The sequence below is a fragment of the Buttiauxella sp. A111 genome, from assembly GCF_014189855.1.
Taxonomy (GTDB): domain Bacteria; phylum Pseudomonadota; class Gammaproteobacteria; order Enterobacterales; family Enterobacteriaceae; genus Buttiauxella; species Buttiauxella selenatireducens.
Genome location: NZ_BJFN01000005.1, coordinates 164836 through 181005, shown reverse-complemented (window position 1 = coordinate 181005; position 16170 = coordinate 164836). Strand labels below are relative to the sequence as shown.

16 protein-coding genes are annotated in these 16170 nt (G+C 52.0%); 8 read left to right on the top strand and 8 right to left on the bottom strand.

The features are described 5' to 3' along the window. Window positions 1–1632, bottom strand: a complete 1632-nt coding sequence (gene ftsY, locus BSPA111_RS15955) for a signal recognition particle-docking protein FtsY (protein WP_183272139.1) — start codon at window positions 1630–1632, stop codon at window positions 1–3. Between the two features lie 159 nt (window positions 1633–1791). Here ftsY and rsmD point away from each other — a divergent pair, with 159 nt between their 5' ends. Together rsmD and BSPA111_RS15945 are read left to right on the top strand one after the other, a co-directional pair. Next, a complete protein-coding gene (rsmD, locus tag BSPA111_RS15950) occupies window positions 1792–2367 on the top strand; it encodes a 16S rRNA (guanine(966)-N(2))-methyltransferase (RefSeq protein WP_183272138.1) in 576 nt (191 codons plus the stop codon). 11 nt (window positions 2368–2378) lie between these two features. Continuing rightward, window positions 2379–2648, top strand: coding sequence for a DUF1145 family protein (locus tag BSPA111_RS15945; RefSeq protein WP_183272137.1), 270 nt, complete (start codon window positions 2379–2381; stop codon window positions 2646–2648). A gap of 144 nt (window positions 2649–2792) precedes the next feature. Here the strand turns inward: BSPA111_RS15945 and BSPA111_RS15940 are convergent, their stop codons facing one another. Further along, window positions 2793–3149, bottom strand: coding sequence for a DUF2500 domain-containing protein (locus BSPA111_RS15940; protein WP_183272136.1), 357 nt, complete (start codon window positions 3147–3149; stop codon window positions 2793–2795). A 131-nt stretch (window positions 3150–3280) separates the two neighbouring features. On the opposite strand from BSPA111_RS15940, the gene BSPA111_RS15935 reads away from it, so the two are divergent. Together BSPA111_RS15935 and zntA are read left to right on the top strand one after the other, a co-directional pair. Further along, window positions 3281–3907, top strand: a complete 627-nt coding sequence (locus tag BSPA111_RS15935) for a lysoplasmalogenase (RefSeq protein WP_183272135.1) — start codon at window positions 3281–3283, stop codon at window positions 3905–3907. A gap of 114 nt (window positions 3908–4021) precedes the next feature. Further along, the gene (gene zntA / locus BSPA111_RS15930) at window positions 4022–6223 is read left to right on the top strand and encodes a Zn(II)/Cd(II)/Pb(II) translocating P-type ATPase ZntA (protein ID WP_183272134.1); all 2202 of its coding nucleotides are present in this window, start codon (window positions 4022–4024) and stop codon (window positions 6221–6223) included. Between the two features lie 50 nt (window positions 6224–6273). On the opposite strand, the gene BSPA111_RS15925 is transcribed toward zntA, so the two are convergent. From BSPA111_RS15925 to tusA, 4 genes are all read right to left on the bottom strand, one after another. Beyond that, complete coding sequence (locus BSPA111_RS15925) at window positions 6274–7560, bottom strand: TRAP transporter large permease (protein WP_183272133.1); 1287 nt, start codon at window positions 7558–7560, stop codon at window positions 6274–6276. Window positions 7561–7574: 14 nt separating this feature from the next. Further along, window positions 7575–8084, bottom strand: coding sequence for a TRAP transporter small permease (locus BSPA111_RS15920; protein ID WP_183272132.1), 510 nt, complete (start codon window positions 8082–8084; stop codon window positions 7575–7577). 34 nt (window positions 8085–8118) lie between these two features. After that, window positions 8119–9102, bottom strand: coding sequence for a TRAP transporter substrate-binding protein (locus BSPA111_RS15915; protein WP_183272131.1), 984 nt, complete (start codon window positions 9100–9102; stop codon window positions 8119–8121). A gap of 198 nt (window positions 9103–9300) precedes the next feature. Further along, window positions 9301–9546: a sulfurtransferase TusA gene (tusA, locus tag BSPA111_RS15910; RefSeq protein WP_183272130.1), complete on the bottom strand. Its 246-nt coding sequence runs from the start codon at window positions 9544–9546 to the stop codon at window positions 9301–9303. Window positions 9547–9739: 193 nt separating this feature from the next. On the opposite strand from tusA, the gene BSPA111_RS15905 reads away from it, so the two are divergent. Then, complete coding sequence (locus tag BSPA111_RS15905) at window positions 9740–10405, top strand: 7-cyano-7-deazaguanine/7-aminomethyl-7-deazaguanine transporter (RefSeq protein ID WP_183272129.1); 666 nt, start codon at window positions 9740–9742, stop codon at window positions 10403–10405. Window positions 10406–10477: 72 nt separating this feature from the next. After that, window positions 10478–11032 carry a DcrB family lipoprotein gene (locus BSPA111_RS15900; protein WP_183272128.1) on the top strand — a complete coding sequence of 185 codons (555 nt, stop codon included), beginning with the start codon at window positions 10478–10480 and terminating at the stop codon, window positions 11030–11032. Here the strand turns inward: BSPA111_RS15900 and BSPA111_RS15895 are convergent, their stop codons facing one another. Next, complete coding sequence (locus tag BSPA111_RS15895; RefSeq protein WP_183272127.1) at window positions 11033–12256, bottom strand: MFS transporter; 1224 nt, start codon at window positions 12254–12256, stop codon at window positions 11033–11035. Between the two features lie 142 nt (window positions 12257–12398). Between BSPA111_RS15895 and BSPA111_RS15890 the strand changes: the two genes are divergently transcribed. After that, complete coding sequence (locus BSPA111_RS15890) at window positions 12399–13448, top strand: AI-2E family transporter (protein ID WP_183272126.1); 1050 nt, start codon at window positions 12399–12401, stop codon at window positions 13446–13448. A gap of 66 nt (window positions 13449–13514) precedes the next feature. After that, complete coding sequence (locus BSPA111_RS15885) at window positions 13515–14918, top strand: Xaa-Pro peptidase family protein (protein WP_183272125.1); 1404 nt, start codon at window positions 13515–13517, stop codon at window positions 14916–14918. Here the strand turns inward: BSPA111_RS15885 and BSPA111_RS15880 are convergent. Continuing rightward, the gene (locus BSPA111_RS15880; protein WP_373925640.1) at window positions 14905–16140 is read right to left on the bottom strand and encodes an MFS transporter; all 1236 of its coding nucleotides are present in this window, start codon (window positions 16138–16140) and stop codon (window positions 14905–14907) included. The two genes, BSPA111_RS15885 and BSPA111_RS15880, sit on opposite strands and share 14 nt — an antisense overlap. Between the last annotated feature and the right edge of the window lie 30 nt (window positions 16141–16170).

Here is a 16170-nt window from a genome sequence, read left to right as displayed (position 1 = left end):
TTAATCCTCTCGGGCAAAAAGTGCCTCAATAAAATCGCCCGCATTAAACGGACGCAAGTCCTCAATACGCTCGCCGACGCCAATGTAGCGAATCGGAATACCAAACTGATCGGCAACGGAGAAAATCACGCCGCCTTTGGCTGTACCATCCAGTTTGGTTAGCGTAATGCCTGTCAATCCAACGGCTTCATGGAACAATTTAGCCTGGCTAATCGCGTTCTGACCCGTGCTGGCATCGAGAGTGAGCATAACCTCATGCGGTGCGTCTACGTCCAGTTTTTTCATGACACGGACGATTTTCTTCAGCTCTTCCATCAGGTGCGCTTTGTTCTGCAAGCGCCCGGCGGTATCCGCCAAAAGAACATCAACGTTGCGCGCTTTCGCCGCCTGAATCGCATCGAAAATCACAGACGCGGAGTCGGCACCCGTGTGTTGAGCGACCACCGGAATGTTATTGCGCTGGCCCCAAACCTGGAGCTGCTCAACCGCTGCGGCACGGAACGTATCGCCCGCAGCCAGCATGACAGATTTGCCTTCTTGCTGGAACTGACGCGCCAGTTTGCCGATGGTCGTGGTTTTACCCACCCCGTTGACGCCCACCATTAAGATAACAAACGGGGTTTTGCCTTCAACCTTCAGCGGCTCATCGACTTTCGCCAGAATTTCGCCCATTTCTTCTTTCAGCAGGCCGTATAACGCTTCGGCGTCACGCAGCTCTTTGCGGCTCGCACCTTCTGTCAGATTGGCGATGATTTTGCGCGTTGTTTCGACACCGACATCGGCGATAAGCAACTGCTCTTCGAGCTCTTCAAACAGATCATCATCGATTTTCTTGCCGCGGAATAGACTGATAAATCCGGAACCGAGGTTCTGTTTGGTCTTTATTAAGCTGCGTTTGAGGCGCGCAAAAAAACCTTCTTTGGTGGGTTTCTCTTGTTCTTGTTGGAGCTCTTCTTCAGCCTGAATTTCTTCGGCTTCTTCTGGTTCCAGCTCGACCGGCAGGTCTTCAGCGGCAACGGCGGCAACAGGAATCGCTTCAATCAGCTCTTCTTCGACAACAACGTCTTCTACCGCAAGAATGGCAACTTCTTCAGGTTCAACAAACGTTTCAACCTCAGTTTCAACCTCAGTTTCAACCACCACAGGTTCGTGTTCTGGCTGCCACTCTTCTGCCTGCTGTTCCTGCACAATCTCAGGTGTGAGATCTTCCTGAACCGGTAATTCTTCATGCTCAACAGCAACTTGCGCCGTGACTTCTGGCTCAGGCTCTGGGGTGATTTCTGGCTCAGCCACCTGCACTTCGCTTTCAGCGAGTTTTTCAGTGACGTCGACGATCTCTTCTGCGAAGGCTTCTGGTTCTTCGTGCTTATCAAGCACAACGGGTTCAACATCAGTCAGCGTTTCTGGCTGAATTTCAGGTTGAACCTCAGTTTGGATTTCTGGCTTTGCTTCTTCTGGCTGTGCAGTTTCTTCGGTCGCTTGCGGTTGTTCAGGCTCAGTAACCTGCTCAACAGCTTCTTCTACAACCGATTGTTCTTCAGCTACTTTTTGTTCTGGTTCTTGTTCAGAAGCCTGCTCTTTCTGGCCAAAGCCTAGCCATGAAAAAAAGCCACGTTTTTTCTCTTTCGCCATTTGCGAACACACTCCTCGCTGTTAATTCATGGCACAGGCCCGATTGAGCTTGCCACGGGCACTGAAAATAATTATCAATGAATGCATTAGTCTATCACTTTCCCCGCTTTACACACACCGTTACACTAGACGGCAAGAAATTGCATCGCAGTGAGTCTCATGAAAAAACCGCAAACTACTGGCGCAGGCCAGATCCGTATAATTGGTGGCCAATGGCGCGGCCGTAAACTGCCCGTCCCTGACAGCCCAGGCCTGCGTCCAACGACGGACAGGGTGCGTGAAACTCTGTTTAACTGGCTGGCACCCATGATGGTTGACGCCACTGTGCTGGATTGTTTTGCCGGAAGCGGTGCGCTGGGGCTTGAAGCCTTATCGCGTTACGCTACCCGCGCCACGCTGCTGGAGATGGACCGCCATGTTTCACAACAGCTGCAAAAAAATCTCGCCACGCTAAAAGCGGCCAATGGAAAAGTGGTGAACACCAATACGCTCAATTTCCTGGCGCAGCCTGGCGAACCGCACACCATCGTGTTTGTTGATCCGCCATTCCGTAAAGGGTTACTGGACGAGACATTAGCGCTGTTAGAGAGCAATGGCTGGCTGGCGGATGAAGCACTGATTTATGTTGAAAGCGAAGTTGAAAACGGCATGCCCGCGGTACCAGCAAGCTGGTCGCTGCATCGTGAAAAAGTCGCAGGACAGGTCGCTTACCGTTTATTTAGTCGTGAAATTTAAGGAGCGACGACATGCTAATTAATATAGGCCGCTTGCTGATGCTGGGCGTCTGGGGATTTTTGTTATTGAATATTTTCCATCCGTTCCCGCGGCCGCTGAATATCTTTGTTAACGTCGCGCTGGTCTTCACCGTGTTGATGCACGGGATGCAATTGGCGTTGTTGAAATCGACCCAACCGAAAGACGCCCCGCCGCTGAGTCGTGCTCAACAAATTAAGATTTTCATCTTTGGTGTATTTGAATTGTTGGTGTGGCAGAAAAAACTCCGTCAGGGCAAATAAACTTAGAGCGGTGTCAGTGCCAACAGGCGTTATTGTTGCAGCCAGTTTGGACACGGACAGCGCGGAGGAACCGGAGCGTACACGTAGTACGTGAGGATTCCGAGCACTGCCCAGGTCAAAAATGGCAAATAAAATAGCCTGTTATTACTCGGGGATGAAACCAACAAAGCGCGTCCCCTTGTACTGTAAGGTTCCTTTGTCACCTACACTCACCGAGTGGTATTGCCCTGCCGTTACTCGCATTTTCAGCTCCAGGCCTCCGCTTTGTGGGCGAAACCAGATCTCATAGCGCATCGTATCTTCAACCGGAGTCACCTGGCGTTGCCGTGAGCGTCTTTCATTGGTCGGCGTTTCACGTTTTGTCGTGACCTGGACGTTTCTTTGCATCACGGGGGCCGCATCATTTTCCGCATTCTGGCGGCGCTGCTGCACAAAGCGAAACGATGCTGCAACGACGATGATCGCCACGACGGCAATGAAGAAAAGTGGCATTTTACTCATGGATTTATCTCGATTTGTCAGGCACTTTTAAGAATACCCTGCACGCTGTGGCGTTGTCATCCACCGACGCTGGCTACTAGACTGACAGTAGAGTCGTGCTTTGAGTACGATAAATTTAAAAAGGACTCGCCATGCTTTGGTCTTTTATCGCTGTATTCTTTTCCGGATGGCTATATGTAGACGCCTCCTATCGTGGTCCAACCTGGCAACGCTGGGTCTTTAAACCCGTCACCCTTTTGCTTTTGCTGCTGCTGGCCTGGCAAGCTCCGATGTTTAACGCGACGGGATATTTAATTGTTGCCGGCCTTCTGGCAACACTACTGGGCGACGCGCTAACGTTGCTGCCAACTCAGCGCATGCTGTACGCAATCGGGGCATTTTTCCTCTCACACCTGCTGTATACCCTCTATTTTGCCAGCCAGATGACCTTTAGTTTGTTCTGGCCTTTGCCGCTGGTTTTGTTAATTGTCGGGGCATTATTGGTGGCGGTCATTTGGACGCGTCTCGACACGTTCCGCTGGCCGATTTTGACGTTTATCGGTATGACGCTAGTGATGGTGTGGCTCGCGGGTGAGCTGTATTTCTACTTGCCAACACGCCCAAGCTTCTCGGCCTTTGTCGGCGCGACACTGCTGCTGTTGGGTAATATTGTTTGGTTAGGTAGCCATTATCGCCACCGCTTTACCGGTGACAGCGCCATCGCTGCTGCCTGTTACTTTGCGGGCCACTTTATGATTGTCCGCGCGTTATATATCTGATTACGTTTATCAGATGAGGGAAGTGACACCCACCAAAACTTCCCTCTTGACTCTGGAGTCAACTCCAGAGAGTAACATGGGTAATGAGAACATTATCATTACCCAGGAGGGCACATGCTCAACTCCCCAAAACCACCGCAATTTGCTAAGGCAAAATTAAGTCCATTACCTGCGCAAACGTCCTCCTGCTGTAACAATGACGCCTGCACTGCAGAACCAGAAATTGAAACCGTCCCTGATACCGGCGAGCGCTATAGCTGGCTGGTTGATGGTATGGATTGCGCCGCCTGTGCCCGCAAAGTTGAAAATGCGGTAAAACAATTGGCTGATGTCCAGCGCGTCCAGGTGCTTTTCGCCACGCAAAAACTCATGGTTACTGCCGGGAGTGATATTCGCCCGCAAGTTGAAAAAGCCGTTAAAGCCGCTGGCTACAACCTGAGAAACAGCACCGCCCCTGCCCCGAAAACATCCAGCCTGAAGGAAAACTTACCGCTCATTTTGCTGATAGTCATGATGGCGCTGAGCTGGGGTCTTGAGCAATTTAACCATCCATTTGGCAACATGGCGTTTATCGCCACCACGCTGGTTGGCCTGTGGCCGATAGCCCGCCAGGCGGTGCGCCTGATGCGCAGCGGTAACTGGTTTGCCATCGAAACCTTAATGAGCGTCGCGGCCATTGGCGCACTGTTCATCGGCGCGACGGCAGAAGCAGCGATGGTACTGTTGCTGTTCTTAATTGGCGAACGTCTGGAATCTTACGCCGCCAGCCGCGCACGCCGTGGCGTGAGCGCATTAATGGCGCTAAAACCCGAAATCGCCACCCGTATTCGCAACGGTGAACGAGAAACTGTCGCTCTTGGCGATTTACGCCCGGGCGACGTTATCGAAGTGGCTGCCGGTGGGCGTTTGCCTGCAGATGGTCGACTGTTATCACCCTTTGCCAGTTTTGATGAAAGCGCACTAACCGGAGAGTCCATTCCGGTCGAACGCCAACAAGATGAAAAAGTGCCTGCGGGTAGCACCAGTGTCGACAGGCTGGTGCAGCTAGAAGTTATTTCCGAACCAGGCGACAGCGCAATTGACCGCATCCTGCGTTTAATTGAAGAAGCGGATGAGCGCCGTGCGCCGATAGAGCGCTTTATCGACCGTTTCAGTCGGATATACACACCCATCATTATGGGGATTGCGCTACTCGCAGCGGTTATTCCTCCACTGTTTTTCGGGCAGAGCTGGGATGAGTGGATTTACAAAGGGTTGGCGTTGTTACTGATTGGTTGCCCATGTGCGCTGGTGATCTCTACCCCGGCGGCGATTACCTCCGGACTTGCAGCCGCCGCTCGACGCGGTGCATTAATCAAAGGCGGGGCGGCACTCGAACGACTGGGTAAAATTCAGCATATTGCTTTCGATAAAACCGGCACGTTGACCGCAGGTAAACCGCAGGTCACAACCATTAAAGTGCAGGGTGAACTGAGCGAAAACGCGCTATTGGCCCTCGCAGCTGCCGTAGAACTGGGCTCCTCACACCCGTTAGCGCAAGCCATTGTGCGTGAAGCACAAAGCCGCGAGCTGACATTGCCGACCGCCAGCGCACACAGGGCGTTAGCAGGGATCGGGGTCGAAGCAACAATTAACGGCGAAACGCTGTTACTGAGCGCGCCGGGTAAACTCGCGGAAAACGTTCTCGACGCCACGTGGCACCAGCGCATTACCCAGCTTGAGGCTGAAGGTCAAACGGTCATTACCGTGGTGCAGCAAAATCGCTTACTCGGCGTAATTGCACTACGCGATACCCTGCGCCGCGACGCCAAACAGGCAGTCGCTGACCTGCAAAAAATCGGGGTTCAGAGCGTGATGTTAACCGGCGATAACCCGCGAGCGGCGGCGGCAATCGCGCAAGAATTGGGGATGGATTACCGCGCCAGTCTGCTGCCAGCCGATAAAGTCAGCGCAGTCAATGAACTCAACGCCCGTTCATCGCTTGCGATGGTGGGTGATGGCATCAACGATGCACCAGCCATGAAAGCAGCAACCATCGGTATCGCCATGGGTAGCGGCACGGATGTCGCACTCGAAACCGCAGATGCGGCCCTTACGCACAACCGTCTGACCGAACTGGCCAGAATGATTAATCTGGCCCGGGCAACGCATAATAATATTCGCCAGAACATCACTATCGCGTTAGGGCTGAAAGGGATTTTCCTGATCACCACATTGCTGGGCATTACGGGGTTATGGCTTGCCGTGTTGGCCGATTCTGGTGCGACGGCGCTGGTTACAGCGAATGCGCTGCGCCTGCTGCGTAAGAAGTCATAAAAAAAAGCCGGGTGACGTGACACGCTCACCCGACCTTAGCTATGAAGGAATTAATTCATTCCTAACGCATGTGGCAGCCACAACGAAACTGCCGGGATGTAGGTCACCAACCCCAGCACCACCAGTAATATGCCGTAAAACGGCAGCATAGCGCGTACCACCACTTCGATTTTCTGTTTACTCACGGCGCTGGCAACAAAGAGCACCGACCCCACGGGCGGTGTGATCAACCCAATGCCAAGGTTCACCATCATTATCATGCCGAAATGAACCGGGTCGATACCCAACGAATTGGTCACTGGCAATAATACGGGTGTGAGGATCAGGATAATCGGTGCCATATCCATCAACGTGCCAATCAGCAGCAACATGATGTTGATATACATCAGAATCACATACTTATTGTCAGACAGCGACGTGAAGAAGTCCGTGATACGCGAAGGCAACTGCATGTAAGTCATGACTGCGCCGAACGCCGAGGCAAAACCAATCAGAATCATTACGATAGAAACGGTTTTTACCGTGCGGAACATCAGCTTTGGCAATTCGCTCCACTTGTAGTCACGATAGATAAACATGGTCACGAAAAACGCCCAAACGCAGGCCACTGCCGCCGACTCTGTCGCGGTAAAGACCCCAGACAGAATCCCACCGAGAATAATGACGACTGTCATCAACCCCCACAGTGCGTCGAACAAAATTTTCACGGCTTGTTTAAAGGGGATGCGTTCGCCTTTCGGGTAACCACGTTTATGGGCAAAGCCCAGGCACATCACCATCAGGCAAAAACCAAGCAACAATCCCGGCAACACTCCGGCGATAAACAGCGTGGCAATAGACACCGTGCCTCCTGCCGCCAGTGAGTAAATCACCGAGTTGTGACTGGGCGGGATCAAAATCGCCTGCACCGATCCACTGGCCGTTACGGCCGCTGCATATTCGCGCGGATAACCCTTTTTCTCCATTTCTGGGATCATCACGCTACCGATGGAAGCGGTATCCGCCACCGACGATCCTGAAATCGCCCCGAAGAACGTGGAGGCAACGATATTCACCAACGACAACCCTCCGCGAATAAACCCCACGAAGATATAAGCAAAGTTGACCAGGCGACGGGCAATACCCCCTTCTGCCATTATCGCCCCAGCCAGAATGAAGAACGGGATCGCCAGCAGGGTAAATTTGTTTACCCCGCTGGTGATTTGAATCATGATCGCTTCCAGCGGCAAATCTATCCATAACGCACCCACAATGGCGCTTAGCCCAACGGCAAAGGCTACAGGCATTCCCACCGCAAGTAGTACCGCAAGTGTTGCTAATAAAATAAATGCGTCCATGTTATCCCCTGGTTTTAACCGTGATTACCCAGCAACACGATTGGGCGGTTCTCTTGAGTGCCAAACAGCAAGCGCTCGACAACAAACAGAATCAGTACAATTGCGCCTACGGGCAGCGGAAGGTAGGTTTGGCCAGAAGTGAGGAGTGGGAATTCTGCAACAGGTTGCTCCCACAAATCGGCGCACAGGTAGAAGCTGTAATAGAAAATGACCAACGAAATGATCAGCATCAGCACATCGACAATGCGCGCACAAACCGTCTGCCATGAGAGCGGCAAGCGGTCTGTCAGCATATTCACGGCAATGTGCGAACCCGCGCGATAACTCACCGCCGCGCCGATAAACGTGAAGGTCACCATGCAGATTATCGCCACCGGTTCCGGCCAGGACTCACCACGGTTCAGGACATAGCGCGAGAAAATCCCAATCGGAATAATAATGGTCATGACAAGCAGAGACAGTCCGGCAACAATCATCGCCAGCAAATAAACTTTATCCATCAAATCTGAGTAGCGTTGGGACATAAGATGCCCTCCACGAAAGCGTTAGCGACAAAAGTTATTGAACATCGGCGATGGCTTTCATCAGATCCTGATGCTTATCACCGTATTCCTTACGAACCGGCTCTGTCGCTTTTACAAACCATGCTTTATCGATTTCGTGGAACTGAACCCCACCCGCTTTCATTTTTTCCAGTGCCTGTTTGTTGTAGGCATTCCACAGTTCACGCTGTTCCATTTGCGTTTCACGCGCCAGTTTGAGGATTTTTTGCTGCTGATCAGGCGTTAATTTGTCCCACTTCACTTTGGAATAAAGCAGCATTTCAGGGGTGATAAAGTGACCGCTCAGAGTGTAGTTTTTGGCAACGGGCATGTAGTTGTGGGCAATAAATGTTGGCGGGTTGTTTTCTGCGCCATCGATAACACCAGTTTGCATCCCGCTATACACTTCACTCACGCCCATAGCCACTGAGTTCGCCCCCATGTCTTTGAGTGTTGCCAGTGCGACAGGGCTGCCCTGGACGCGGATTTTCATACCTTTAAGATCTTCCGGTTTCACAACAGGATTTTTAGTAATCAGGTTACGTGTGCCGGAGTCCATCCAGCCAAGGAACACCAGCCGGGATTTCGGGTTATTCGTCAGCTTGTCGCCAATTTGTTGACCCAGGTCGCCATCGATCACTTTATGCATATGATCTTCATCGCGGAACACATACGGGAGGGTAAAGACTTCAACATCCGGAAGAATGGCAGCAACGGGAGCCATCGACACACGGATCATATCAATCGCCCCCATCTGCGCTTGCTCAATCAACTGTTTTTCATCCCCAAGCACACCGCTAGGGAAAACTTTGATCTCCATGTCCCCATTGGTTTCTTGCTTAAGTTTTTCACCCATATGCTGAACCGCGACCACATTTGGATAACCTTCTGGATGGACGTCGGCAGCTTTTATCACTTGTGCCAACACAGAGGGTGCAAACAGAACTGACGCGGTAGACAAACATAAACCAGCAAAAGCAGGCAGAAAGGTCTTCTTCATTGTGTCGCTCCAGCAGAGGTAGAATTTTAAGGGAAGAAATAAAACAATGTTTTAATTAATCGATTAAAAATTAGACTACGTGGAGAAAAGCATGGGTGAAGCGCTTCACAAAAAGTGACAAAAAATGAAATTGAGGTTCAGCGGAGATGCAAAGAGGGTTCAGAAGCCCAAAGCGGGGAGCAAAGGGCTATCGCGCAGCTACTGGCCTTTACGCAGCAGATATTGGTAAGGCAATGATTCTACTTGTTTAGCAAGCAGCTCATGCTCCATGAAAATGCAAAAGCCGGGGATATCACGCGTCGTTGCGGGGTCGTCGGCAATGACCAGCAAAGTTTCACCAGCCTGCATATTGCGGACAGTTTTGCGAACCATCATTACAGGTTCCGGGCAGCGCAGGCCCATGGCATCTAGCGTGTGGTCAGGATTGGCGAACAAATCGGTCATGAGCGGTCTCACATTTAACAAACCGCGATAGTTTACCCCCGGCAAATAATCGCGCAAGTGACGTGAACGATTGCGCTAAAATTAACCGTTGCAAAGCGGGGTTAAAGCAGTATCATCCCCGGCTTCCAGCGTTTCCGCTGGGGAAAAATTTCGACTGGGTTCCCTCACCCCATTACACTAAAAAGGCTACAAAATGATGCAGTTCAACTCTATTCAGCGCACTAAAGCGCTGTTCTGGCTATCGCTATTCCATTTGCTGGTGATCACTTCCAGTAACTATCTGGTGCAATTACCGGTTTCGGTATTGGGTTTCCATACCACCTGGGGCGCGTTTAGTTTTCCTTTTATCTTCCTCGCGACTGACCTGACGGTACGTATCTTTGGCGCACCTTTGGCACGACGGATTATTTTCGCCGTGATGCTGCCTGCACTTATCATTTCCTACGGTATTTCTGCGCTCTTTTATATGGGCACCTGGCAAGGGTTTGAAGCGTTAACGCACTTCAACCTGTTTGTCGCCCGTATCGCTGTCGCCAGCTTTATGGCTTATGCGCTTGGGCAGATTCTGGATGTACACGTGTTTAACCGCCTGCGTCAGAGCCGCTACTGGTGGCTTGCACCAACGGCATCTACATTTTTAGGCAACATAAGCGACACGCTGTCCTTCTTCTTCATCGCCTTCTGGCGCAGCCCGGACGTGTTTATGGCACAGCATTGGGTCGAAATCGCTATCGTTGATTACTGCTTTAAAGTATTAATCAGTATCGTATTCTTCCTGCCGATGTATGGTGTATTGTTGAATATGTTGTTGAAACGGCTCGCAGAAAAATCTGAAAATTCGGCGTTGCAACCGGGTTGACCGTGGTTGAATTATCTTGTGATAAGATGCTGAGATAGGCCGCAAAGGCTGGCTAACGTAAAGGAAGAAGTCATGGGTAACCTGGTAAAATATGTCGGTATCGGCCTGCTGGTATTGGGCCTGGCCGCTTGCGATAACAACGACAGCAAAACGGCAACGACGAATGAAGCGGCAGCAGCAGCTAGCGGCCAGCCGGTGAATCTGTTGGATGGGAAAATCAGCTTTACACTTCCTGCCGAGATGACCGACCAGAGCGGTAAACTGGGCACTCAGGCAAATAACATGCACGTCTATTCTGATGCATCCGGTCAGAAAGCAGTGATTGTGATTATTGGCGATAACACACCAGATGATCTGGCTGCGCTGACAAAACGCCTTGAAGATCAGCAGCGTGCCCGTGATCCACAGTTGCAAGTCGTGACCAACAAATCCATCGAGATCAAAGGCCACACCCTGCAACAGTTAGACAGCATTATTTCAGCAAAAGGCCAGACCGCTTACTCATCCGTTATTCTGGGTAAGGTCGATAACCAGCTGTTAACCATGCAGATCACGCTGCCTGCTGATAATCAGCAACTGGCGCAGACTGCCGCTGAAAACATCATTAATACCATCACCATCAAGTAATTATTGTTTGGACGATGACATGGCCTCCGGTTGCTCAATCGGGGGCCGTTTTTTTAGCTTCCACGCCATAAGCAATGCGATAAAGACCAGTGCCGCAGCAGCCAGATAAATCATCGACACCCCCGCGTAAGCCATCATAAATCCAGCCAGTGGCCCGGTAATCCCCAGCGATAAATCCATAAACACGGTGTAAGTTGCCAGCGCACTGCCCTGATTTTGTTGCGGAACCCTTTTTACTGCCACCACACCCAGCGCCGGGAACACTAGCGAGAAGCCCGCCCCGGTCAGAAATGTACCTGTTTTTGCCATCCATGGATCGACAGCAAAACCGACCAGCAGTAACCCGATTATCTCGACCGAGAAACAAATCATCGCCACATTCAGACCGCCGAACCGATTAATTCCGTTTGGGAAAAGTAAGCGAGTCCCCACAAACGCGCAGCTAAACAGGGTGAGCGCGAAGGCCGCACCATTCCATCCTTTGGCCTCATAAAACAGCGTGATAAAGGTTGCGATAACGCCAAAACCTGCCGATGCCAGCGCTAATGCCATACCGTATGGCCAGACGCGCCCGAGCACCGCACGAAACGGCAGCGGCTTGCTTTTGCTGGCTTTAACCGCAGGACGAGGAAGTGCCAGCAGCACCGCCACCAGCGCGACCGTCATAACCATTCCGGCTAGCAACTCAAGCCCGCCAAAATGGTAGATCAGCACTCCCAGCGGCGCGCCCATCGCCATCGCACCGTAAGTGACAATGCCATTCCAGGAGATCACTCGCCCAATATGCAGCGACCCCACCACGCCGACGCCCCAAAGCGTTGAACCTGTGCCTGCAAAACTTTGCCCTATCCCCAGAATCACGCGCCCAAGACAGAGCAACACCAGGCTCACGAGCGGCCATGCGCTGCCAAATGCCGCCAGCATGTAGCTCGCGCCACTCAGGAAACAGCCGCACAAGCCGAAGATGACGATTTTTTTCGGGCCCAGAATATCCGCGTAACGCCCGGCATGTGGGCGGCTCAGCAAAGTGGCGAAATACTGAAGACTTATCACCAACCCGGCCCAAAACGCGCTGTATCCCATCACGTCGTGAACGTAACCGGGTAGCACCGCGAGCGGCAGGCCAATCGTCATGTAGCTGGCAAAATTGAACATCACTACAGAGACAATCTGCAGATTAAGACGGAAACTGCTTACTGCGGGGGCGGGCGTGAGGTCAGGCATGATCATTCACTTTAAAAACAGCGTTCCCCAGTATACCCACTTCAGGTTTCACATTTCAGCCACAGACTTTCAGACTCGCCCTGCGCGTGAGAAATAAACGAGGCGCTACACTAAAAGGATCTCTCGCATACAGGATCTCTCCATGCCCTCTCCAGAACCCGATAAAACTGGGCTACACATTCTGCTAAAACTGGCCGCACTGGTGATTATTTTCGCCGGGATTCATGCGGCGGCAGACATCATCGTCCAGCTCTTGCTGGCACTTTTCTTCGCCATTGTGCTTAACCCGCTGGTCACCTGGTTTATTCGTCGGGGAGTGAACAGGCCATTGGCAATATCCATTGTCGTATTTGCAATGTTAGTTGTACTGACGATGCTGGTTGGCGTGCTGGCTGCATCGATGAGCGAGTTCATCGACTTGTTGCCTAAATACAGCAAGATGCTGACGCAGAAGGTATCCGATCTCGAAAAGATGCTGCCATTTATGCATCTGAGATTATCGCCAGAGCGCATGTTACAGCGCATGGATTCAGAGAAAGTGATGTCTTATGCCACGACGCTGATGACCGGCCTTTCTGGCGCGATGGCCAGCATTCTGCTTCTGGTGATGACCGTCGTGTTCATGTTGTTCGAGGTGCGCCACGTTCCGTATAAACTGCGCTTCGCCCTGTCCAATCCGAAAATTCATATCGCCAGCTTGCACCGTGCACTCAAAGGAGTGACGCATTACCTGGCGCTAAAAACGCTCATTAGCCTGTGGACAGGCCTGATTATCTGGCTGGGGCTGGAGTTATTAGGCGTGCAATTTTCGCTGATGTGGGGCGTGCTGGGTTTCTTGCTGAATTACATCCCCAACATTGGTTCGGTGATTTCCGCGATACCGCCAATGGTTCAGGCATTTTTGTTTAACGGAACGTACGAAATGGTTCTGGTGGGCGCACTGTTCCTTGCAGTGCATATGGTGCTGGGGAATATTGTCGAGCCGCGCATGATGGGTCGCGGCCTCGGGATGTCGACCTTCGTGGTGTTCTTGTCGTTGCTGTTTTGGGGTTGGCTACTCGGCCCGGTTGGGATGTTACTTTCAGTCCCTCTCACCAGCGTGTGTAAAATTCTGATGGAAACCACACACGGCGGCAACAAGCTGGCGGTTTTACTTGGCCCTGGGCGTCCCAAAAGTCGATTGCCGGGATAGGCTCAATATTTGCCTGGTGGTAAGTTAAGGTTCATTCCGGGAAAAATAAAAAGGAGTTACAGACCCATGCCGCAAACACATTCGCCGATTATGCTCGCCCCCATCAAACAACCGGACATTTACCCGGGTATCCCAGGCGTTGTATTAAATGACCAGACGATTCAGGAACGCCTGCACAAAATTTTGCAGGGTATGGCGCGGCAAAATCTGGATGCGTTAATCGTCTACGCCGACAAAGAACATGGCGGGAATTTTGAATATCTGACGGGATTCATCCCGCGCTTTGAAGAAGGTTTACTGGTGCTGCATAAAAGCGGCGAAGCGGTTCTGGTTCTTGGCAATGAAAATCTCAAACTCGCACAGCACTCCAGAGTTCCGGCAAAAGTGGTACACGCGCCGTGGTTTTCACTGCCCAACCAGCCGATGGACACCACGTTTTCACTGAGTGAAGTGTTGCAACAAGCTGGGCTTCACCAGCAACAACGTGTCGGCATCGCAGGCTGGAAACTTTTCACCGGCGCCCACAGTAACAACACACCGATGTTTGATATTCCCACCTTTATTTTCCAGGCGATTCAGGCCGCACTTTCGTCTTCTTCATGCGAGCTTCTCAACGCCACGAGTCTGTTTATTTCGCCACGCGATGGTGCGCGTACTATTAATAACGCCAATGAAATCGCGCATTACGAATACGGTGCAAACCTGGCCTCGAGTGCGATGCTGACTGCACTGAATGCGGTTGAGTTGGGCAAAACGGAAAAAACCATTGCCGCGCTGCTGGCCGCCGAAGGCCAACCCAATAACGTCGTCACTATCGCCGCGACGGGGGATCGTTTTGAGAATGCCAATTTGTATCCCTCGGATAAACAGATCCAGAAAGGCGATAAATTTTCATTAACCGTCAGCTACAAGGGCGGTTTAACCAGCCGGGCTGCGTATGTCGTCAACCACGCCGATGAACTACCGGCTGAGGTTCAGGACTATCTTGATGTGGTCGCCATTCCCTACTATCGCGCCGTTGTGAGCTGGCTTGAGCATATGCGCGTCGGTGTGAAAGGCCACGAAGTGTATGAACTGATTGAGGGTGTATTGCCAAAAGCCGAATACCACTGGCACCTGAACCCTGGCCATTTGGTCGCCGATGAAGAGTGGCTCTGTTCACCTGTTTATCCATCATCGGACATTCCTTTATCCAGCGGAATGCTGCTGCAAATCGACATCATCCCGTCGCGTAAGGGCTACGCGGGAGCGAGTATTGAAGATACCATTGCGCTTGCCGATGAGCCTCTGCGCCTGCAAATCGCCACGCAGTATCCAGAGCTTTGGCAGCGCATTCAAAACCGCCGGGCCTACATTCGGGATGTATTACATCTCCACCTTCACGACGATGTGTTGCCGTTATCCAACACGGTGGGATATTTACGGCCCTGGCTGCTCAACAAGGCCTCGGCTTTGGTCAGGTCTCTTTGATGTGTACCGAATTGTCGAGCCGCCTGATAGCAGGCACAAAACTTGCGGCAACCGTCGCAATCACGACAACAACGGCTGAGACTAATAAGACGCGGGTGTTTCCGTAGTGCATCGCCAGTGGGCCTGCGGCAAGCTCGCCAACAGGAATAGCCACGAAAGACCCCAACGCATCATAGGCATACACGCGCGCGAGTTTTTCCGGCGGGATATGGGTTTGCAGAGATTGCGCCCATACCACGCCGAACAACCCAAAACCTACGCCTGCGATTAAGAACGTGGCCATCAGAGCGGGCGTCGATGGAATGAGCGCCAAAACAGTAATCGGCCCTGCGCAAAACACCACCAGCATGGTGCCGATTAATAAATCGCGCCGGGGCCGCCAGCGAAGTGCAATAAACGAACCTGCGATAAGGCCAACGCTTTGTGCAGCGATGGCCATTCCCCAGCCCGCCCGGCCAAATGTGGAATCCGCCACGACCGGGCCGAGCACCATCATCACACCGCTAAATGCCGCATTAACGAGGGTAAATTGCACGACGATTGCCCAGACCCAAGTGCGCGAAATGAACTCCGCCCAACCCTCTTTTAAATCCTGAAAAATATTAGATTTTGATTCCAGTGGTTGCGCAAAGCTTGTGCGAATCATCAGGTATAGAGGTGCTGATGCGGCAAATCCTAAGGCATCCACTGCCAATCCCCAACCAGGCCCAGTCACGCTAGTGAGAACACCGCCCAGTGATGCACCAATCACCGTCCCGCCGTAAATACCCAACTGAATGAAGGCATTGGCTTCCCGTAGGCAGTGAACGGGCACAGTTTGTGGAACCATAGCTTGCGAAGCGGGCAGCGAGGTGCCCGCAGCCGCACCATTTATAGCGCCCAGCACCGCGAGCAGAATGATCGTGGCAGAGCCATCCAGCACTAAAAAAGCAACAATCGCCTGAGAGATTGCCGCGATAACGGATGAATAGAGGAGAACTTTGCTTCGGGAATAGCGATCGGCAAGCACTCCGCCAATCAGCAAAAAAGCCACGTTGAAAATAGAACGCGCTGCGATAACGATGCCCAAATCGGCGGCGGTGCCACCCATGTCGAGCACAGCAAAAGCCAGAGCAATGGGCGCAATACCATTTCCCAGCACCGTCAGCAGACGGGCAAAAAACAAATGACGAAACGGAGCATAGTGAAATGCCCGCCGGGATGCCGAGGGCGCCACATCCATATTCACAAAGTTATCTCCGTATTTATTGTC